This is a genomic window from Cystobacter fuscus, from assembly GCF_002305875.1.
Classification (GTDB): Bacteria; Myxococcota; Myxococcia; order Myxococcales; family Myxococcaceae; genus Cystobacter; species Cystobacter fuscus_A.
The window spans coordinates 2487507-2507371 of record NZ_CP022098.1; the positions used below are offsets into that span (position 1 = coordinate 2487507).

Annotated in this window: 15 protein-coding genes; 11 read left to right on the forward strand and 4 right to left on the reverse strand. The window is 69.7% G+C overall.

The genetic code is table 11. The features are described from left to right. Positions 1-58: 58 nt before the first annotated feature. The 4 genes from CYFUS_RS10325 to CYFUS_RS10340 all read left to right on the forward strand — a co-directional run bounded on the left by CYFUS_RS10325 (position 59) and on the right by CYFUS_RS10340 (position 6574). Positions 59-3256 (forward strand): TonB-dependent receptor, encoded by a 3198-nt coding sequence (locus tag CYFUS_RS10325; RefSeq protein ID WP_095985065.1) that lies wholly within the window; start codon positions 59-61, stop codon positions 3254-3256. Positions 3257-3279: 23 nt separating this feature from the next. Continuing rightward, positions 3280-3996, forward strand: coding sequence for a hypothetical protein (locus CYFUS_RS10330; RefSeq protein WP_095985066.1), 717 nt, complete (start codon positions 3280-3282; stop codon positions 3994-3996). A 202-nt stretch (positions 3997-4198) separates the two neighbouring features. Continuing rightward, positions 4199-5395 carry a hypothetical protein gene (locus tag CYFUS_RS10335; RefSeq protein WP_157758378.1) on the forward strand — a complete coding sequence of 399 codons (1197 nt, stop codon included), beginning with the start codon at positions 4199-4201 and terminating at the stop codon, positions 5393-5395. Between the two features lie 60 nt (positions 5396-5455). Then, positions 5456-6574: a tetratricopeptide repeat protein gene (locus CYFUS_RS10340; RefSeq protein WP_095985068.1), complete on the forward strand. Its 1119-nt coding sequence runs from the start codon at positions 5456-5458 to the stop codon at positions 6572-6574. Positions 6575-6589: 15 nt separating this feature from the next. On the opposite strand, the gene CYFUS_RS10345 is transcribed toward CYFUS_RS10340, so the two are convergent. Beyond that, entirely contained in the window at positions 6590-7213 is a 624-nt protein-coding gene (locus tag CYFUS_RS10345; protein WP_232537487.1) for a Uma2 family endonuclease, read from the reverse strand. Between the two features lie 198 nt (positions 7214-7411). Then, on the reverse strand, positions 7412-8035 hold the full coding sequence (locus CYFUS_RS10350) for a Uma2 family endonuclease (protein WP_420042684.1): 624 nt from the start codon (positions 8033-8035) through the stop codon (positions 7412-7414). A 154-nt stretch (positions 8036-8189) separates the two neighbouring features. Here CYFUS_RS10350 and CYFUS_RS10355 point away from each other — a divergent pair, with 154 nt between their 5' ends. Both CYFUS_RS10355 and CYFUS_RS10360 read left to right on the forward strand, forming a co-directional pair. Beyond that, complete coding sequence (locus tag CYFUS_RS10355) at positions 8190-10499, forward strand: Tex family protein (RefSeq protein ID WP_095985069.1); 2310 nt, start codon at positions 8190-8192, stop codon at positions 10497-10499. A gap of 63 nt (positions 10500-10562) precedes the next feature. Continuing rightward, positions 10563-11561, forward strand: coding sequence for an aldo/keto reductase family protein (locus CYFUS_RS10360; protein WP_095985070.1), 999 nt, complete (start codon positions 10563-10565; stop codon positions 11559-11561). Between the two features lie 11 nt (positions 11562-11572). Here CYFUS_RS10360 and CYFUS_RS10365 read toward each other — a convergent pair whose 3' ends face one another. After that, a complete protein-coding gene (locus CYFUS_RS10365) occupies positions 11573-12691 on the reverse strand; it encodes a hypothetical protein (protein ID WP_095985071.1) in 1119 nt (372 codons plus the stop codon). Then, positions 12688-14517, reverse strand: a complete 1830-nt coding sequence (locus tag CYFUS_RS10370) for an HSP90 family protein (protein WP_095985072.1) — start codon at positions 14515-14517, stop codon at positions 12688-12690. The genes CYFUS_RS10365 and CYFUS_RS10370 overlap by 4 nt, the downstream gene beginning before the upstream one ends. Before the next feature lie 174 nt (positions 14518-14691). On the opposite strand from CYFUS_RS10370, the gene CYFUS_RS10375 reads away from it, so the two are divergent. The 5 genes from CYFUS_RS10375 to CYFUS_RS10395 all read left to right on the forward strand — a co-directional run bounded on the left by CYFUS_RS10375 (position 14692) and on the right by CYFUS_RS10395 (position 19839). Further along, a complete protein-coding gene (locus CYFUS_RS10375; protein ID WP_095985073.1) occupies positions 14692-15054 on the forward strand; it encodes an LETM1 domain-containing protein in 363 nt (120 codons plus the stop codon). Positions 15055-15108: 54 nt separating this feature from the next. Then, entirely contained in the window at positions 15109-16434 is a 1326-nt protein-coding gene (locus CYFUS_RS10380) for an MFS transporter (protein WP_095985074.1), read from the forward strand. A 137-nt stretch (positions 16435-16571) separates the two neighbouring features. Then, positions 16572-17795, forward strand: coding sequence for a myxochelin export MFS transporter MxcK (gene mxcK / locus CYFUS_RS10385; protein WP_095985075.1), 1224 nt, complete (start codon positions 16572-16574; stop codon positions 17793-17795). Positions 17796-17845: 50 nt separating this feature from the next. Continuing rightward, complete coding sequence (gene mxcL, locus CYFUS_RS10390; protein ID WP_095985076.1) at positions 17846-19132, forward strand: myxochelin B biosynthesis transaminase MxcL; 1287 nt, start codon at positions 17846-17848, stop codon at positions 19130-19132. A 107-nt stretch (positions 19133-19239) separates the two neighbouring features. Beyond that, complete coding sequence (locus CYFUS_RS10395) at positions 19240-19839, forward strand: HAMP domain-containing protein (RefSeq protein WP_095985077.1); 600 nt, start codon at positions 19240-19242, stop codon at positions 19837-19839. The last annotated feature ends 26 nt before the right edge of the window (positions 19840-19865 follow it).

The following is a 19865-nucleotide window of genomic DNA, read 5'->3' on the forward strand; positions in this document are numbered from 1 at the left end:
CCAGTTTCCAAGAAATATGGCAAAGGATTCCCCTCCGCATCCCAGGAGGGGAACGACCGTGAACTCGCAGGTTGGACGCGTGCGCGCGTGGTGTGTGCTGTTGTTGCTGTGGGGCACCAGCGCGATGGCGCAGGGCACGGCGGTCATCGTCGGCAAGATCATCAACGGCGCGGACAAGCAGGCCGTGCAGGACGCGGTGGTGACGGCCACCTCGCCGAGCCTCCAGGGCGAGCAGGTGGTGGTGTCGGACGCCAGCGGCCTCTACCGCATTCCGCAACTGCCGCCGGGCGTCTACACCCTCCGGGTGGACCGCGAGGGGTTCAAGCCCTACTCCCGGACGGACATCCAACTGCGCATCGACCGCACCATCCGCTTCAACGTGGAGCTGCTGCCGGAAGCGGGCCTGAGCGAGGACGTGGTCGTCGTGGCCACGCCGCCCACGGTGGACGTGGGCTCGAGCACGCAGGGCGTGAGCGTGGATACCGCCCAGTTGCGCAACCTCGCGTTGATCCGCCCGGGCAGCAAGGGCTCGGCGTCGCGCTCCTTCGAGTCCCTGGCCGAGCTGGCGCCGGGCGCGCAGGAGGACGCCTACGGGGTGAGCATCAATGGCAGCACCTCGCCCGAGAGCCAGTACGTGGTGGATGGCCTGTCCGTGAATGATCCCTCGGTGGGCACCATCGGTACGCCGCTGTCGGTGGAGTTCATCAAGGAGGTCAACGTCATCACCGGCGGCTACATGCCCGAGTACGGCCGCTCCACGGGCGGGGTGCTCAACGTGGTCACCAAGTCCGGCTCCAATGAATTCCATGGCTCCGTCTTCGGCACCATCGCCCCGGGCTTCCTGCAGACGCCGGGGCTGGAGATCCAGCGGGCCGGGAGCGTCATCTCCGCGCAGGGCACGCCGTGGAACCAGGGGGACGTGGGCTTCGAGATCGGTGGCCCCATCCTGCGCGACAGGCTCTGGTTCTACGCGGGCGCGGCGCCCTCGTTCAATCGCATCCAGGTCGCCCGGCAGATCAGCGCCTTGAACCTGTGCACGGAGGTGAATCCCGCCATCGGCTGTACGAAGGTGGGGGCGGTGCAGAAGGATCCGGCCACCGGCTTCCAGGTCGCCACGCCCATCGAGGGCACCCGGGTGGAGCGCTTCGCGGACGAGCGGACCCTGCAATACATCGGCAAGCTCACCTACAACTTCAACCCGGATCACACCCTGAGCGTGTCGGTGTATGGCACGCCCAACCAGTCCGGCGGCCCGGGCCGCTACGCCTTCAGCCGCGATGGAGCCCCGGAGGTGTGTACCAGCGGGCTGTCGTGCACCGCGTACGTGCAGGGGCAATATGACGCCATCGCCACCCTTCGCACCGGGGGCGCCATGGACGTGGTGGCCAAGCAGTCCTCGTCCTTCTTCGACAAGTCCTTGCTGCTCGACGCGACGGTGGGCTGGCACCACCAGCAGGCCTCCACGCTGCCGACGGATGGCTCGGGGCTGTCCAGCGGCTGGGGCCTGTCCGCCACGCCCAACATCTCCTGGCGGCGCACGAGCAACCCCGGCTACCACTCCATCACCGAGTTCGAGAGCCTGCCGGATCCCTCCGTCTGTGAGGGCGGGCGCTGCCCGGTCTCCTCGTACACGACGGGAGGGCCTGGCACCATCAGCGTCTCGTCGCTCAATCGCTATCAGGGCAAGGTGCTGGGGACGTACCTGTTCCAGGCCCTGGGCCACCACGTGCTCAAGGCCGGCTTCGATGGCGAGACCGCCAGCTTCTACAACAACCGGGCGCGCACGGGACTCGCGCCCTGGTTCGAGTGCACCGACGGCTCGTGTTTCTACACCCTCAACCAGTACGGCTACCTCAAGGCGCCGGACGTGCCCGAGTTCGACCCGAACAAGGAGGGCACGTCCACCTCGATGACCCTGGGCGGCTTCGTGCAGGACAGCTGGTCCGTGCTCGACAAGGTCACGGTCAACGTGGGCGTGCGCTACGACACGCAGACCATCTGGGGGTTGGATGGCAAGGTGGGCTTGAGCCTGCCCCACCAGTGGTCGCCCCGCCTGGGCGTCATCTACGACTTCACCCAGCAGGGTCGCTCGAAGCTCTATGCCAACTTCGCGCGCTTCTACGAGAACGTCCCGCTCGACATGGCCGACCTGTCCTTCCCCCAGCAGCGGCTGCTGTCGGCCACCTACAACGCTCCCGCCTGCAATCCCTCCCGCCCGGGCGACCTCGCGCCGGGAGGCGCCTGCAACTCGGACGGCAACCGGCAACCCATCGGCAACCCGGAGAATCCCAACCAGTATTGGAGCTCCGAGGGAGGAGACCGCGTGCCGGTGGATCCCAACATCCGGGCGCAGTCCAGTGACGAGCTCGTCGTGGGCGCGGAGTACGAGCTGGTGTTCGGCCGCCTGGGCGTTTCCTATACGAAGCGCTACCTCAACGACGTCATCGAGGACATGAGCCGCGACGACGGCAGCACCTTCTTCCTGGGCAATCCCGGCAAGGGCACCTCGTCGGACTTCCCCCTGGCCCGCCGCGACTACGACGCGGTGAATGTCTATTACACCAAGACCTTCTCCAACTCGTGGCTGGCCCAGGTGAGCTACACGGCGTCCTCGCTGCGCGGCAACTACTCGGGCCTCTTCCGGGCGGACACCGGCCAGTTGTCTCCCAACCTCACGCGCGACTTCGATCTGCTGTCGCTCACCACCAACCGCGATGGGCCGCTGCCGGGAGATCGCACGCACGCATTCAAGGCCTTTGGCGCCAAGGAGTTCCGTGTGTCGCGCGACCTGAACATCGACCTCGGTGGGAGCTATCGGGTGCGCTCGGGCTCGCCGCTCAACTACCTGGGCTACCACCCGCGGCGCAGCGGCGCGGAGACGTTCATCCTGCCGCGTGGCAGCGCGGGTCGGCTCCCGTGGGTCCACAACGTCGACGGGCACCTGGGCTTGAACTATCGGCTGGGCGGCAACTACTCGCTCGGCGTCACCCTGGATGTCTTCAACCTCTTCAACTTCCAGCAGGTGACGGACGTGGATCAGGTGTTCACGTTCACCCGGGTGCTCCCCATCGAGGACGGGGGCAAGCCCTCCGATGTGGACAGCTGCGTCGAGCCGGGCAACACCGGGTGCCGCGTGCGCTCCTCGGCGACCAACAACCCCCTCATCACCAGCGCGGACATCAATCCCAACTTCAAGCGCCCCATCGCCTACCAGTCGCCGCGCTCCGTCCGCCTGGGCATGAGGCTGAGCTTCTAGGCGCGTGCACCCGGAGGAACATCATGAAGCGTGGATGGATTGGTTTGGGGTTGCTCCTGGGCGCCTGTGGGGCCCAACGGCAGGATCCGCAGTGCGTGGTGGCGAGGGCCGTGTCCGACGGCTCCACCGGCTCGTTCGCGGCCACCTATTCGCTCAAGCCCGGGCAGGATCCGGCAAGTGCTTGCGCCCAGCTCAAGTCCGAGCCGGTGGGCTTGCAGAAGTACCTGGGCGAGGAGGGGGCACTGGACTCGGTGGGCTTGCGCACCGCGCGGGTGGGAAAGCTGGTGGATGAGGCGAAGCTGGACCCCGCGGCCGCGAACCAGCCCAACTCCGTGGGCGTGTTGACCACCGAGGCCCCGGGGCCGGACAACTTCTGCGAGGTGCCCGTCCTCAATCCCACGCGCCTGGTCACGCTCGACTCGTCGTCGGAGGGGGCCAAGGCGCTGACGTACGAGTGGTCCGGGCTGCGCATCTACAACACCCCCTCCATCCCCGGCACGCAGTTCATCGCGGACCTGCGCTACACGGAGAACGGGTGCATCGCCGAGTACACCGTGCGCGGCATCTGGCCCGTGGTGTCCTGCGCCACCAACAAGCAGCCCGACGAGTCGAAGTGCGATCCCTACCCGGACCCGCCCACGCGCCTGCGCGGCTCGGGCATCAACCCGAGCTTCCCCGTGAAGTGCGATCCGCTCGCCCTCATCTGCGTGCTCACGGGCGAGGTGCCTTCCGTTCCGTAGCCCCGGGGAACGTGGGCGGCTCTTTCTCTGGAGGTGGGAAAAAGCGTCACTTCCAGGCGCTTTTTCTCAGAATCCTGGAGAGAAGCTTTGCGTGACAGGTTTTCGCTCCGCTTTGGAAACTCCGCGAGGCTTAGGAGCGATAATCCTACATATGACCAGTACGTGCGCTGAGTACGTACGGTCTTCACTCAAGGACTTCGAGATGAGCGTTCGCTTCCACTCGCCCAGGTCGCTGTTCCATCGGAACCACGCTCAGCCCTCCTCTCAGCCCCAGCAGCTCTCGCCGTCCAAGCCGCTGCCGATGCCCGCCGAGGCCCAGCAGAAGACCGCTCCCGCGCTCAACAAGCCGCTGCCGAGTCTGCCCCCCGAGGCGTCCGCGCCGGCGGTGAAGAAGCAGCCGGCCCCCGCCACCCCGGCCGGTGCGCTGCTCGTCCCCGTCAACAACAACAATGGGATGCTCGCGACCTCGGGCAACGCGGTCAACCTGCCGGGCCCCGCGCCCTTCAAGGAAGCCCCGGGCGCCAAGCCGAACAAGCTCGTCGATGCCCAGGGCCCCAAGGTGGAGAAGAACCTTCCGGGAGCCAAGCTGACGGCGCAGGCGGGCTCGGCGAGCCTGACCACCGTCAAACACAACGCCAAGGGCTCTCATCAGCTGTACGTCCAGGGCGAGGCCAACGGGCCCAACGCCTCCTTCGTGGCCAACGTGGAGCACGAGGGCCGCCTGGGGTCGAGCTCCGCGCAGTTCGTCGCCGACGCCAATGCCCTCAAGCTGCAGGGCCAGGCGGGCTACAGCCTCGACACGCGCAGCCACGCGTACACGGCGAATGCGTTCCTCAAGGCCGAGACCTCGGCGGGGATCGCCGGCCAGCTGACCCATGACTTCAACGAGCACGTGGGGGTGCACGCGACGGGGTCGGCGAGGGCCTCCGCCATGGCGGTCGCGGAGGGCAGCGCGGCCTTCGATCCGAAGAACCGCACGGCCCTGGTGGCGGGCAGGGTCGGGGCGGGGGCGAGCGCCGAGGCCAATGCCACCTTCGGTGGCCATGTGGGCCGCCTGCACGGCTCCGTCACCCTGGGCGCGGTCGCGGGCGCGACGGCGACCGCCGGTGGCAGGGCCGGGTTCGACAAGGGCAAGCTCGTGCTCGCCACGGACGTGAAGGCCGCGATGGGCGTGGGCACCCGCATCAGGTCCGAGGTGGCGATCGACACCAGCCATCACCCCAAGCCCTCGATCAAGCAGGGTCTGGTGAACTCCGGTCTGGTGGGCCTGACGCCGGGGCTCCCGGCGGCGAGCCAGGGCCCGATGACCGGTCACTCCCATTCGGCGCTCGGGGCCCTGTTCAAGTCGAGCATGTTGGCCACGGCGCCCGGGCTCCCCCAGGTGTCCCATCACACGTGATGCGTCGAGGCCGTCCCCCGCTGGCGGCCCGTTCATGAGCACTCGAGTCCAGGAGACGTGATGCCATCCCTCGGTGAGATGTTGGCGATGGGCCAGGTGAAGCAGGCCGCGGTGCTGGCGAATCAGCGGCTGAGCCGGAATCCCAACGATGGGGAGGCGCTCGTCGCGCTGGCCAAGGTGTCGCTGGTGGAGGGCGATGGGGCTCGGGCCGAGTCCCTGCTCCAGCAGGCGGCCGTCCATGGCTCGCAGCGGGACGTGGCGCTCGTGCGGGGTGCCCTGGCGCTCCAGCGCGAGGACTGGGAAGCGGCCAGGACGCTCTACCTGCCGCTCGCCGCCCAGGGCGATGAGCGGCCCGAGGTCTGGTATGGCCTGGGCGTGGCGCTGATGCGGCTGGGCCACGTCGAGGCCGCGCGCGAGGCGCTGGAGCGCGCCGTGACGCTCGAGCCCCAGCAGCCCTCCCTCCGCTTCGAGCTGGGCCGTGCGTGGGCGATGGTGGACCGGGTCCGGCCCGCGGTGCGCCAGTTCGTCTGCTGCTTGCGGTTGGACGCGCGGGATGCGCGGGCGTGGCGCTTCCTGGCCGAGCTGTTGGCGCGGCGGGGCAAGGTGCGCTCCGCCGAGCGGCTCTTGAAGCGGGGCCTGGAGCAGGTGCCCGAGGCGGCGGTGCTTCGCGAGCCGTTGCCCACGCCCGCCCCGGCCGCGGATCCGAACGCCGCGCTGATTGAACAGGTGGTGGAGCTGCTGGGCCGCAGCCGCAACCGCGAGGCCCTGACGCTCGTGCGCGAGGCGCAGGGCAAGGGCGTGCGCTCGTTGACCCTCAAGCTCCTGGAGGCCAAGGCCTGCGAGTCCCTGCTCCGGCCGGATGAGGAGGGGGCCATCCATGCTTATGAAGAGGCGATGGGGATGGATCCCAAGGCGTGGGAGGCGTGCAACGATCTGGGCCTGTTCCTGCTGCGGCGGGGCCAGCGGTATGCGGCGCGCGCCATCGAGGTGCTGCGGGAGGCCCGGCGGCGGGCGCCCACCCGGCCCGAGCCGGTCTTCAACCTGGCGGTGGCGTGCTCCAAGGGCGGAAAGTCCACCGAGAGCGCCGAGCTGGCGCGGCAGCTCGTGAGCACCCTGCCTCCGGAACATCCCTTCCACGGCCATGCCCGGGCCCTGCTCCAGAAGCTGGGCGAGGCCTGAGCGGGCACGGGCGCCTCACCTGGACCAGAGCAGCTCCAGCTCGAGTTCGATGGCTTCGAAGGGCTCGGCGCGTACCCGCTGCTCGCCGGAGAAGGAATCGACCAGGAGCCACAGGCTGCCTTGGAGTCGGAAGATGTCGAGCGTGTGGGCCAGCGGGTCCACGTGCCACATGTGCCGGACCCCTTCCCGGGCGTAGATGCGCTGCTTGGGGCCCTTGCCCCTCTGCCGCGTGCGTTCGGAGAGAATCTCGCACACCCAGTCCGGGGCGAGGTCGTAGTGCGCCGGGGCGTCATTCCCACCGAGGGCGTCCGGCAGGCGCTCACGCCTCCATCCCGCGAGATCTGGCACGAGCTTGTCCGGGCGTGGTCCGAGGTGCAGCTCCGGCTCGACGATGATGACCCACCCGCCCGGTCCGCCCCTGCCAAGCTTGAAGGGCACCGTGATGAGGCCACTCAGGTTCGACGCCACATTGGCATGCGGACGGGCGGGGCGAGGGCTGACGTGCAACTCCCCGTCGAGGATCTCCGCCACCATCTCCGGCGGAGACGCCTGGAAGGCCGCCTCCACGGATGGGTCATTGCGCTCGGTGGAGTCGGTGTCTGGTGGGTCGCGGGGGGACATGAGGGAAGAATTCAGCATGGCCCCCGGCTCGTGCAACACCGGGGCCGAGAAACCGTGCTCTCCTCCCGCCGAGCGCCCCCATTGTCGTTTGAAGGTGTTGCGGTGCGCGGCTCACCAGTCGCGCCACTCCTGGACCGCCCGTTGCCGCTCGGCCCGCGGACCCGCGGGCTGGAAGTGGAGTCACGTGTGCCTGAGTCGGTGAGTGGTGACGATGCCTTACCTGGACCAGAGCCGCGCCAGGTCGAGTTCGACGGCCTCGAAGGGCTCGGCACGCACCCGCTGATCCTCGGCGAAGGAGTCGACCAGGAGCCACTGGCTCCCCTGGAGCCGGAAGATATCGAGCGTGCGGGCCAGCGGATCCACGTGCCACATGTGCCGGACTCCTTCCCGGGCGTAGATGCGCTGCTTGGGGCCCTTGTCCCTCTGCCGCGTGCTCTTGGAGAGGACCTCGCATACCCAGTCCGGGGCGAGATCGTAGTGTGCTGGCGCGTCCTCCCCACCGAAGACATCTGGCATCCGCTCACGCCGCCAGCCGGCGAGGTCCGGGACGAGCTTGTCCGGGCGTGGACCGAAGTGAAGCTCCGGCTCATCGATGAAGACCCACCCTCCGGGTCCCCCCGTGCCGAGCCAGAAGGGCGCCCCGATGAGGACGCCCAGTCGCGTCGCCACGCTGGCATGCGGACGGGCGGGGCGAGGGCTGACGTGCAGCTCTCCATTGAGGATCTCCGCCACCATCTCCGGCGGAGACGCCTGGAAGGCCGCCTCGACGGACGGATCGTTGTGCTCGGTGGAGCCGGTGTCTGGCGGGTCACGGGGAGGCATGAGGGAAGAATTCAGCATGGCCCGCGGCTCGTGCAACGCCGAGGCCGAATCCCCTCCGGACAGGGGTCGTGTGCCAAGGCCCGCCCGGCCCCTCCTTATATGAGCGGGGCGGGGTGGGCTCCCGAGCGGGGCCTCGCCATTGGGTGTGGGATGGTGTAGGGTGTGGGTCGCCATGCACGTCTACGCCATCGAGCTGTCGAAGGAATTGGGCCTCAAGGCCGAGCAGGTGGACCGTACCCTGGCGCTGAGCGCCGAGGGGGCCACGGTTCCGTTCATCGCCCGCTATCGCAAGGAGGCCACGGGGGGCCTGGACGAGGTGCAGATCCAGACCATCCTCGACCGCGCCGCCGAGCGCGAGGAGCTGGATGCACGCCGGGAGACGATCCTGCGCACCATCGAGGGGCAGGGAAAGCTCACCCCCGAGCTGACCCAGGCGCTGCAGCGGGCGAAGACGCGCACGGAGCTGGAGGACCTCTACCTCCCCTACAAGCCCAAGCGCCGCACCCGCGCGGCCATCGCCCGGGAGCGGGGCCTGGAGCCGCTGGCGGATCTGCTCTGGAAGCAGGAGGGAGCGCGGAGTGAGGACGTGGCCGCCCGGGTGCGCCCGTTCATCCACGCCGACAAGGAGGTGCCGGACCAGGAGGCGGCGCTGGCGGGCGCGCGCGACATCTGCGCCGAGCGCGTGGCCGAGGACGCGGGCCTGCGCCGCACCGCGCGCGAGCTGTGCGTGAACAAGGGCCGCCTGCGCTCGGCCGTCGTGGCCGCCAAGAAGGGCGAGGCCACCAAGTTCGACAACTACGCCGACCACGAGGAGGACCTGTCCAAGGCGCCCTCGCACCGCATCCTCGCGCTGCTGCGCGGCGAGGCCGAGGAGGTGCTGCGCATCCAGCTCGCCCTGCCGGATGACGAGGTGAAGGGGACGCTCTCCTCGCGCGTGGTGACGAAGCCCCAGTCCGCGTTCGCCCCGCACCTGCGCGCCGCGGTGGAGGACTCGTGGGAGCGGCTCATGGGGCCCTCGCTGGAGTCCGAGCTGCGCAACGAGCTCAAGGAGCGCGCGGACCGCGAGGCCATCACCGTGTTCGGCCAGAACCTGCGCCACCTGCTCCTGTCCCCACCCGCGGGAGGCCGGGCGGTGCTCGCGTTGGATCCCGGCCTGCGCACGGGCATCAAGGCCACCATGCTCGATGCCACGGGGAAGCTCGTGGACACGGCCACGCTCTACACCGAGCGCGGCGCCAACGAGCGCGCCACGGCGGCCAGGCAGTGCGGCGCCATCATCCAGAAGCACAAGCCGGAGCTCATCGCCGTGGGCAACGGCACCGGCAGCCGCGAGGCGGAGGGCTTCGTGCGCGAGGTGCTCAAGGTGCTCGGGGTGAATGTGCCCGTGGTGTCCGTGAGCGAGCAGGGTGCCTCCATCTACTCGGCGTCCGAGGTGGCCCGGGAGGAGTTCCCCGACCTGGACGTGTCGCTGCGCGGCGCGGTGTCCATCGGCCGGCGCTTGCAGGATCCGCTCGCGGAGCTGGTGAAGATCGATCCGAAGAGCATCGGCGTGGGCCAGTACCAGCACGACGTGGACCAGGGGCAGCTCAAGAAGAAGCTGGGCGAGGTGGTGGACTCGTGCGTCAACGCGGTGGGGGTGGACGTCAACACGGCGTCGCCGCAGCTGCTCGAGCACGTGTCGGGCATTGGCCCCACGCTGGCCAAGAAGATCGTCTCGCACCGCGCCGCCAAGGGCCGCTTCACCACGCGCCGGGAGATCCTCAAGGTGAGTGGGCTGGGCCCCAAGACGTTCGAGCAGGCCGCGGGCTTCCTGCGCGTCCACGGCCCGGAGCCCCTGGACGCGAGCGCCGTGCATCCCGAGCGCTATGCCGTCGTCGAGCGCATGGCGAAGGACCTGGGCGTGGACGTGAAGCAACTGGTGGGCAACGCCACGCTGGTGCGGAAGATCGATCCCAAGCGCTACCTCGGATCGGACCTGGGGGAGATGACGCTCAAGGACATCCTCGCCGAGCTGGAGAAGCCCAGCCGCGACCCGCGCGGTGACTTCACCGCTCCGTCCTACCGCGAGGACTTGCAGAAGCTGGAGGACGTGAAGGAGGGCATGGTGTTGCAGGGCGTGGTCACCAACGTGACGGCCTTTGGCGCCTTCGTGGACGTGGGCGTGCACCAGGATGGGCTCGTGCACGTGTCCCAGTTGTCCAACCGCTTCATCAAGGACCCGTCCGAGGCCGTGAAGGTGGGGGATCGGCTGACGGTGAAGGTGGTGAGCGTGGACCTGGCGCGCAAGCGGCTCGGCCTGTCCGTGCGCGCGCTCACCGAGGGCACTCCAGCGGCCCCGTCCAGCCGTCCCGCGGCTCCATCCAGCCGTCCCGCGGGCCCGTCCCATGCGCCCATGAGCAAGCAGGGGGGCGGCAAGGCTCCCGCGGCGCCGAAGCCCTCGGCCGAGCCCTTCAACAATCCGTTCAGCAAGCTCAAGAGGTGAGCCGGCCAGTTTCCAAGGCTGTTTGGAGCGGACAGGGGGAGACACCCGATTTAAATCTCCCCCATGCACTTCCGACGTCTTGGCGGCAGCGGTCTGAAGATCAGTGAGATTTCCTATGGCAACTGGCTGACCCACGGTTCCCAGGTCGAGGAGGACGCGGCGCTCGCGTGCGTCCGCGCCGCGCTCGACGAGGGCATCACCACCTTCGATACCGCCGACGTCTACGCCGGCACGCGCGCGGAATCGGTCCTGGGCCGTGCCCTCGAGGGACAGCGCCGCGAGGGCCTGGAGATCTTCACCAAGGTCTACTGGCCGACGGGCAAGGGGCCCAACGACCGGGGCTTGTCGCGCAAGCACATCCTGGAATCCATCAACGGTTCGCTCAAGCGGCTGAAGACGGACTACGTGGACCTGTACCAGGCGCATCGCTACGACTACGAGACGCCGCTGGAGGAGACGATGCAGGCGTTCGCCGACGTCGTCCGTCAGGGCAAGGCGCTCTACATCGGGGTGTCCGAGTGGAAGGCGGAGGAGATCCTCGCGGGCGTGACGCTGGCCCGGCAGCTCGGCATCCAGCTCGTGTCCAGCCAGCCGCAGTACTCGATGCTGTGGCGGACCATCGAGGCCCGGGTGATCCCCACGTCCCAGGAGCTGGGCGTGGGTCAGATCGTCTGGTCTCCGATTGCGCAAGGGGTGCTCACGGGGAAGTACCGCCCGGGAGAGACGCCGCCGCCGGGCAGCCGAGCCACGGATGACAAGGGAGGCGCGGATCAGATCAAGCGCTTCATGCGCGATGAGGTCCTCGCGCGCGTGCAGCAGCTCAAGCCGGTGGCGGATGAGGTGGGGCTGTCGATGGCGCAGCTCGCCGTGGCGTGGGTGCTGCAGAACCCGAACGTCTCCTCGGCCATCATCGGCGCCTCGCGGCCCGAGCAGGTCACGGAGAACGTGAAGGCCGCGGGGGTGAAGTTGAGCGCGGAGGTGATGCAGCGGATCGACGAGATCATCGGCCCCGTCGCCGAACGGGATCCCGCGCGCACCGGGAGTCCCCCGAAGCGGCCGTGAGCTGATGGGTGTCAGTCGTCGATGGGCAGGGGCCTCACCTCGGAGGCGAGGCGCTGGGTGCGCGCGAGCAGTTGGTGGAAGCGGTCCGTGCCGTTACGTGCGTCGAACTTCGCGGCGAGCTCCTCCGCTTGCGCGGCGAGCCAGCCACGCAGGGCCCGGATCTCGTAGGTGCCCTCGGGGGAGTACAGCGCGAAGGCGCGCGGCAGGTCGAGCTCCACCCGCTCCCGCGCTTCCACCATGGCGCGCTCCATCACGGCGAGCGCGGCCGAGTGGAAGGTGAAGCGGTTGAGGGGCGTCGCGTGCTCCAGCGCCCAGCCCAGATGCCGCTCGAAGAGCTTCAGCCCCCGCTCCACGTTCCCCGTGAGCGCGAGGAACTCCAGGTGCTCGCCCACCGTGCTGACGAAGTACCGGTCCCCGCGCACCATCGCGTAGCCGCGCAGGTGGTGCTCGCGCGCCTGCTCCCACTGTTCCAGCTTGAAGAGCGGGTAGAGCACCCGTCCGAACGTGAGGTGCGGCACCTTCGCGCACGTGTGGCGGCCCTCGAGCAGGGGTCGGGCCTTCTGCATCAGCCGCGCGTGGTCCCCCTGATCGAGGTAGTGGTGCAGCTCGACGTTCAGCTCGCACGCGAGGCAGTCCGTGAGGTGGTCGCGAGGCGCCTCCAGCCACCGGGCGCGCATCTCCTCGGCCCGGGCCCGCTCGCCCATGTCGCGGGCCGCCAGGTAGCGCAGCTTGAACACCGCGCGCTGGCCCGCCCCCGCCTTCGCGTAGCCCTGCTCCACGTCCTCCAACGCGGCCTCTATCTGCTTGCGGCCGATATGGGGGAACTCGGTGAGCATGCCCACCATCCACTTCTGCTTCCACAGCAGGCCCTCGGGATCGAAGCGCCGCGGGTCGCGTTGCTGCTGGCCGCGGCACCACGCGTAGGCGACCAGGGCGCGCTCCGGGAAGCCCGCGAAGGTGGCCGCCTCGATGAGCTCGTCGCGCGTCTCATACGCGAGCGCCACCTCGCCGTGCGTGTCCGCCAGCCGTGCCGCCTCCTCCAGCGCCATCACCTTGGACTCGCCCGGTTCCAACCGCTCGGCACGCGCGCGCAGGGTGTTGAACCGCTCGCGCCAGTCTTGCTCCGTCAATGCATGCCTCCCGTGCCTTCGTCGTCATCCAGGCGCGCCGCGATGAGGCCGAGCAGGCCCCGGTTGAGCAGCGCCATCTCCCGCGCGTTGAGCGGCCGGTGCCCGAGCAGGAGCGCCTGGACATACAGCATCTCCACGGACAGTCGGAGCTGGGCGGTGTCGCGCACGCGCGCGAGCTGACGTACCACGGGGTTGCGCAGGTTGAAGCACAACTGGGGCCTCTCCTCGTCGGAGCGCTTGCCCAGTGCCCCCTCGAGCACCGAGGCGTACAGCGCGTCCGTCTCCTCGCGTGCCCGCTCCAGGTCGCGCTGGAAGGCGCCGTCGCTCGCGTCGCCGTAGAGCGTGGGCACCTCGGGCGGGAGGAATTTCTTGAGGCTCACCTCGCACCGGAAGGGCTCCAGGGCCTCCTCCGCCACCCGCCGCAGCCGGGCCACCGCCTCGTTCTCCTCGTGCGTCAGCTCCTCGAAGCCCTGGGGAAGCCGCGCCGCGGAGAACAGCTCCACCTGGGCGTCCGGGTGCACCCGGGGCAGCTTCTCCAGCAGTGCCGCGTCGTGCGTGTAGGCGGCGTTGATGATGCACAGGCCCTGGGCGGCCGCCACGCGCGCCACCTGCCGGAAGGTCTCCAGGGTGTTGACGTAGCGCACCGTGGAGGACTCCTGGCGGTAGTGCTCCAGCGTCATCGTGCCGAGCGTCGTCTCGAAGGGCAGCCAGTGGATGACGAGCCGGTAGAAGTCGTCGTCGTCCAGCGCGAGCGACTTCACCGACAGGCCATGCAGGGCGATGAGCCGCTGGAGGGCGCGGGGCTGCTCGTTGGCCAGGTCCACCAGGTACTGGCGCAACTGCTGGCCGAGCGCCTCGCGGGTGCGCGAGAGCGTGGCGTCCTCGTAGAAGGACTCGCGGCTGGCGGTGGGGCGCAGGCCCTGGGCGTCCACCACGCATTTGACGAAGAAGGCCCAGTCCGGCAGCAGGTTCTCCGCGCTCTCCGACAGCAGCATGCCCTTGAGGTACACGCGGTGCTTCTGGCGGGCGTTGAAGTGGGGCGAGAAGGGCAGCACGTAGGCCACGCCCTCCACGCCTCCGGCCTCCGCGCGCAGCGAGATGCAGTCCACGAAGTCCACGCCGAACACCTCGCGCCCATGGGCCAGCAGCGCCTGGCGTCGGGCCGCCGCGCTCGGGTACGTGCGGCGCCAGGGGGGTGGGGTGCGGTTGAGGTGCTCGGTGTGGCCGTCGGCGGTGAGGTGGATGGGGTAGGGCAGCAGGCCGCCGTAGTGCAGGATGAGCTGGCGCACGCGCTCGGGGGTGAAGTACTCGGCGGCGTCCGGGCGGGGCAGGAGGAAGACCTGGGTGCCGCAGCGCTCCATCGGGTGCGCGGAGGGACCCACGGAGTAGGTCCCGTCATGCCGACCCCGCCACTCCCAGGTGCCACCGTCTCCCCGGACCGAGCGCGTCACCACCAACAGCTCGTCACACACCATGAAGCACGAGAGCAGTCCGATACCGAACTGTCCGATGAAGTCCGCCCGGTGGGCCTCGAGGACCTCGCGCTTGGAGCTCTCGCCGATGGTGGCCAGGAAGCGGTGCAGCTCTTCCTCCGTCAGCCCCACGCCCTCGTCGCGGAAGAGCAGGGTGGGGGGCCCGCCGTCCTGCTTCTCGATGAGCTCCACGTGCACCGAGCCAGGGTGGGAGGGCTCCAGGTGCTGGCGGGCGCGGTTGGCGTCGGTGGCGTTCTGCAGCAGCTCGCGCACGAACACCCCGGGCGTGCTGTAGAGATGGTGGGAGAGGAGGTCGATAACCCCCCGGAGGTTGACCTGGAAGCGATGTGCCACGGGCGGCCCACTCTAGCGCAGATGCCAGGGCCCGGATGCGCTCGTTCCGGGGCGTCCAGCCCATGACGGTCGGGCGGGCGGGCGCTCCGGTGGCGGGGGGCCAGTGGCGTCCGGGGCGGCGGTGGAGTATTTCCCTCTGGCGGGCCGGCGCGGTCTCCGAGGTGGGTTGCACACATGAAGCTGGGAAGGGCAGCCAGGTTCTCCTCGCTGCTGGATCGCTACTACGGCCGGTTGCGGCGCGAGGTGCGCGAGACGGGTGAGCTGTATCATCTGCTCGCCCGGGTCGCTCGCCGGCAGCCGCTCACGCCCGAGGAACGTCGGCGCATGCGGGCGCAGTTGATCGACGTGGCGAAGGTGCTCCCCGCGCTCGCGATCTTCGCGGCGCCCGGTGGCATGTTCCTGTTGATCGTCCTGGGCAAGGTGCTGCCCTTCAGCCTGTTGCCGAGCGCCTTCCAGGAGGATCCGCCCGCGCCGCCCCAGCCGGTCCCGGTCCCCACCCCGGAAGCGGACGAGCCCGCGCGGCGTGAGGTGGGCTGACATCTTCCGCGACGAGTGCTTGCCCGGCTCCGGGGATCACGCTCTGTTGTCCCCATGGAGACCCACTCGAGCCTCGAGACCCAGCCCTCGCTCGCGCAGCGCCCACTCTCCGCCCAGGACGTGAGGACGCTCGGCCTGGCGGCGTTGGGGGGCGCGCTGGAGTTCTACGACTTCATCATCTTCGTGTTCTTCACCGCGGTGATCGGGGAGCTCTTCTTCCCCGCCGACACGCCGGAGTGGCTGCGCCAGTTGCAGGCGTTCGGCCTGTTCGCGGCGGGCTACCTGGTGCGGCCCCTGGGCGGCATCGTGATGGCGCACTTCGGCGATCGCGGCGGGCGCAAGCGCATGTTCGCGCTGAGCGTGTTCATGATGGCGGTGCCCACGCTGCTCATCGGCTCGCTGCCCACCTACGCCACGGCCGGGTACGCGGCGCCGCTGTTGCTGTTGCTCATGCGCATGCTGCAGGGCGCGGCGGTGGGTGGGGAGGTGCCCGGCGCGTGGGTGTTCGTCTCCGAGCACGTGCCGGAGCGGCGCGTGGGGCTCGCCTGCGGCATCCTCACCGCGGGCCTCACGTTCGGCATCCTGCTCGGCTCGCTGATGGCGACGGCCATCAACCTCGTCTACACCCCCGCGCAGGTGAAGGACTTCGCCTGGCGCATCCCCTTCCTGGTGGGAGGCGTGTTCGGCTTCTTCGCCGTCTACCTGCGCCGCTGGTTGGCCGAGACGCCCGTGTTCGAGCAGATGCGCCAGCGCCGCGCGCTCGTGGAGGGGCTGCCGCTCAAGGAGGTGCTGCGCGGCCACGGCACCGGCGTGGTGGTGTCCATGTTGATCACCTGGGTGCTCACCGCCGCCATCGTGGTGGTCATCCTGATGACGCCGACGTTGATGCAGAAGCTGCACGGCATCGCGCCAGCGGTCGCGCTGCGCGCCAACAGCCTGGCCACGCTGAGCCTCACCCTGGGGGCGGTGCTCTTCGGCCTGGCGGTGGATCGCTTCGGCGCGGGGTGGGCGCTGGCCGCGGGCAGCGTGCTGCTGTCCGTGACGACGTACCTGCTCTATATCGGCGTGGGCGCGCGGCCCGAGCACCTCGTCCCGCTGTACCTGCTCGCGGGGTTGGGCGCGGGCGTGGTGGGGGCGGTGCCCTCGGTGATGGTGCGCGCCTTCCCCGCGCGGGTGCGCTTCTCCGGCCTGTCGTTCTCGTACAACATGGCCTACGCGCTCTTCGGCGGGGTGACGCCGTTGGTGGTGACGCTGATGATCCAGGCCTCGCCCCTGGCGCCCGCGCACTACGTGGCGGCGCTCGGGGTCGTGGGGCTCGCCGTGGCGCTCTACCTGCTGACCGCCGGCCGCGCCCGCTTCGCCTCCATGCGCGCCTCCTGACCAGGCGCGGACACGCCCACGAACACGGGGGACTTGCCGGCCGCCCCCCGCGTCGTCTATAAGTGCGCCCGCTTCATGATTTTGATTTTCATTATCATTATCAGTGCTGGAAGGGCGTCGAGTCCCGGGAGCATGTCGTGACCGTTTCCACCCCGCCGAAGTCGGAGCAGCGGATGCTCTGGCTGCTGGCCGCCGTGCAGTTCACCCACCTGCTGGACTTCATGATCGTCATGCCGTTGGGGCCGGAGTTCATGCGGCGCCTGGGCATCACGGCCGCGCAGTTCGGGGTGTTGGTGTCGGCGTACACGCTGGCGTCGGCGGGGATGGGGCTGCTCGGGGGGCTGTGGTTGGACAGGTTCGATAGGAAGCGCACGCTGCTCGGGCTGTATGCGGGGTTCATCGTGTCCACGCTGCTGTGTGGCTTGTCGGACAGCCACCTGGGGTTGCTCGGGGCGCGCACGGTGGCGGGGGCGTGCGCGGGGCTGATGAGCGCGGTGGTGCAGGCCATCATCGGGGATGTCATCCCGGCGGAGCGCCGGGGGCGGGCCATCGGCACGGTGATGGCGTCGTATGGCCTGTGCGCGGTGGCGGGCGTGCCGCTGGGGCTGTGGCTGGCGAGCCAGTGGGGCTGGCGCTCGCCGTTCTGGGTCATCTGCGCGCTCGGGAGCGGGTTGTGGCTCGCGCTGCTGTTCGTCCTGCCCGCGGTCAACCAGCACCTGGCCGGGCGGCATGAGGCGCGGGGCGGAGCCACGGCCGGGCCGGGGTGGTCGCCCGCCCTGGCGCTCGGGTGGGTGTTGACCTTCAGCGTGGTGTTCTCCGGCTTCCTGCTGATTCCCTATCTGAGCCCCTACATGGTGGGCAACCTCGGGCTCCAGTTGTCCGACCTGTCCTGGGTGTACCTGGCGGGTGGGGCCGCCACGTTGTTGAGCTCGCGGTGGATTGGCCGGCTGGCGGACCGGTTCGGCCCGGCCCGGGTCCTGGGCGGGCTGCTGGTGGGCACGGTGGGGCCGCACCTCTTGTTCACGCACCTGGGCGCGGCGCCGCTGCCACAGGTGGCGGCGGTGTTCGTGCTGTTCATGGTGCTCACCTCCGGGCGGGCCATTCCCACCCTGGCGCTGGTCGCCTCCCGGGTGCCCCCCGCGCTGCGTGGCCGCTACATGGCGGTCAACATGGCGGCGAGTGATGGCGCCTCGGGAGCCGGCGCGTGGGTGGGGGGCCTCTTGCTGACGGTGCTGCCGGATGGCGCGCTCGCGGGGTTTGGCCGGGTGGGGTGGATCGCCGCCGGGGTGACGGGCTGCGCGCTCCTCACGCTCTGGTTGTTCGGCCGTCGTGTCTCCGCCCCGAGCGCGGTGCCGGCCTGAGTTCTTCCAACGCAGTTCCCCTTCAACTTCCCCTTCACACGAGGAATCCCATGGACGTACACGCGAACAGGCACCCGTCTCTGCCCCGGCCCATCGTGGGCAAGATGGACTTGACCAACTCCAACCGCCTGCTGGCCGAGGCGAAGCGGCTGGTGCCCGGCCTCACCCAGACGATGATGAAGAAGCCGGAGATGTTCGCCCCTGGCTCCTTCCCCGTCTACCTCGCCCGCGGGCAGGGCGCGCTGGTGGAGGACGTGGATGGGCAGCAGTACATCGACTACATCTGCGGGCTCGGCGCGAACTCGCTCGGCCACAACCACCCGGCCGTCGTGGACACCATCCGCCGGCACCTGGAGGACGGGCTGCTGCACTCGCTGCCCACGGCCTGGGAGGTCAGCGCCGCGCGGACGCTGGTGGAGATGATCCCCGGCGCGGAGATGGCGCGCTTCTTCAAGACGGGGGCGGATGCCACCTCGGCGGCGGTGCGCCTGGCGCGCTACGTCACGGGCAAGGAGCACCTCATCACGGTGGGCTACAACGGCTGGCACGACCACTTCATGTATGACACGCCGGGAGTGCCCGCGGTGCTCGCCCAGTACACCACGCGCATGCCGCTGTTCGAGGAGCCGGACGAGGCGGCGCTGCTCGCCCGCATCGAGCAGACGGGGAGCCAGCTCGCGGCGGTGCTCCTGTCGGTGCCCTTCAACCGCTGCCTCACCCGCGAGTTCATGCACAAGCTGCGCGCGGTGTGCACGGCGCACGGCGTGCTGCTCATCCAGGACGAGGTCATCACCGGCTTCCGGCTGGCGCCGGGCGGCGCCCAGCAGTTCTTCGACGTGAAGGCCGACTTCGTCTGTCTGTCCAAGGCGATCGCCGCGGGCATGCCCCTGTCGGCGGTGGCGGGGCCGGAGAAGTTCCTGAGCAAGCTGGCGGACCTGCAGGTGTCCACCACGTTCGGTGGCGAGCTCCTGTCCCTGGCGGTGTGCGAGGCCGTGCTCAAGGTGAGCCGCGAGCCGGGCTTCACCGAGCACCTGGCGAACCTGGGCCGGCGGCTCGCCACGGGCATCAACGCCCGAGCCGAGCGCGTGGGCTCGCCGCTGCGCATCCTGGGCTATGACGCCATCCCCCTGTTCCGCTTCTCCAAGAATCCCGTGGAGAACGCGAAGCTCACCCAGCCCTTCCAGGCGGGCATGGCGCGCCGTGGCATCCTGCTGCGCCGCGACCTCAACTTCATCTGCTCGGCGCACACGGCCGAGCAGATCGACTACACCATCGACATGGCCGAGGAAGTGATGCGCGAGTGCGTCCAGCAGGCCTCGGCCTCCAGCGCGGCCTGAGCCGGACGTCCACCGGGCCCTGGGGGGGGCCCGCCGGGCCCGGGGGGGAGACCCGGCCATGCGGAAGGCGCCGCCCGACCGGGGAGATTGGGGTAGGCTGCCCCGCCATGTCTCTTGACTCCACGCCCTCGGGGCGCCCCCACATCCTGCGTCGGACGCTGCTGCTCGATGTCGGTTTCCAGTTCCGCTACATGTTCCGGTTCGCCGCCATTGGCGCGTTCGGAGTGCTGATCGTCGGGGTGCTCGCCTCCCGGGTGATTCGCAACGCGGTGGAGGAGGGCGGCTCGCCGGAGGTGATGCTGGCGAGCAGCGATACCCTGCTGTGGCTCGGCGGGGTGGGCGCGATCGTGATGGCGATCCTCACGTCCCTGGTGGGGTTGGTGCTTACCCACCGGGTGGCGGGGCCGGTGCACGTGATGAACCTGTACCTCGCGTCCATCGCCGCCGGCCGCTATCCGCGGCTGCGTCCCCTGCGCAGCGGCGACGAGCTGCGCGAGTTCTTCGAGTCCCTGAGCTACACGGTGGACCGGCTGCGCGAGCGCGAGGCCGAGGAGGCCCGCCTGCTCACCGAGGTCATCGACGCCCTGGAGCCCCTGGCCACCACCCAGGACGCCCAGGCGGCGCTGCGCATCCTCGGCTCGATGCGCACCCGCAAACGTCAGGCCATCGAAGGTCCCACCTCGGGCACGCTGAAGTCCGTTGCCTGAAGCGCCCGGGTGCAGCACAACACCCC

What these genes read in the sequence shown, in the direction of transcription:
- CYFUS_RS10330 (WP_095985066.1), top strand. Translation starts at nt 3,280, where the DNA reads ATGAAGCGTGGATGGATTGGTTTGGGGTTGCTCCTGGGCGCCTGTGGG.
- CYFUS_RS10335 (WP_157758378.1), top strand. Translation starts at nt 4,199, where the DNA reads ATGAGCGTTCGCTTCCACTCGCCCAGGTCGCTGTTCCATCGGAACCAC.
- CYFUS_RS10340 (WP_095985068.1), top strand. Translation starts at nt 5,456, where the DNA reads ATGCCATCCCTCGGTGAGATGTTGGCGATGGGCCAGGTGAAGCAGGCC.
- CYFUS_RS10345 (WP_232537487.1), bottom strand. Translation starts at nt 7,213, where the DNA reads ATGCTGAATTCTTCCCTCATGTCCCCCCGCGACCCACCAGACACCGAC.
- CYFUS_RS10350 (WP_420042684.1), bottom strand. Translation starts at nt 8,035, where the DNA reads ATGCTGAATTCTTCCCTCATGCCTCCCCGTGACCCGCCAGACACCGGC.
- CYFUS_RS10355 (WP_095985069.1), top strand. Translation starts at nt 8,190, where the DNA reads ATGCACGTCTACGCCATCGAGCTGTCGAAGGAATTGGGCCTCAAGGCC.
- CYFUS_RS10360 (WP_095985070.1), top strand. Translation starts at nt 10,563, where the DNA reads ATGCACTTCCGACGTCTTGGCGGCAGCGGTCTGAAGATCAGTGAGATT.
- CYFUS_RS10375 (WP_095985073.1), top strand. Translation starts at nt 14,692, where the DNA reads ATGAAGCTGGGAAGGGCAGCCAGGTTCTCCTCGCTGCTGGATCGCTAC.
- CYFUS_RS10380 (WP_095985074.1), top strand. Translation starts at nt 15,109, where the DNA reads ATGGAGACCCACTCGAGCCTCGAGACCCAGCCCTCGCTCGCGCAGCGC.
- mxcL (WP_095985076.1), top strand. Translation starts at nt 17,846, where the DNA reads ATGGACGTACACGCGAACAGGCACCCGTCTCTGCCCCGGCCCATCGTG.
- CYFUS_RS10395 (WP_095985077.1), top strand. Translation starts at nt 19,240, where the DNA reads ATGTCTCTTGACTCCACGCCCTCGGGGCGCCCCCACATCCTGCGTCGG.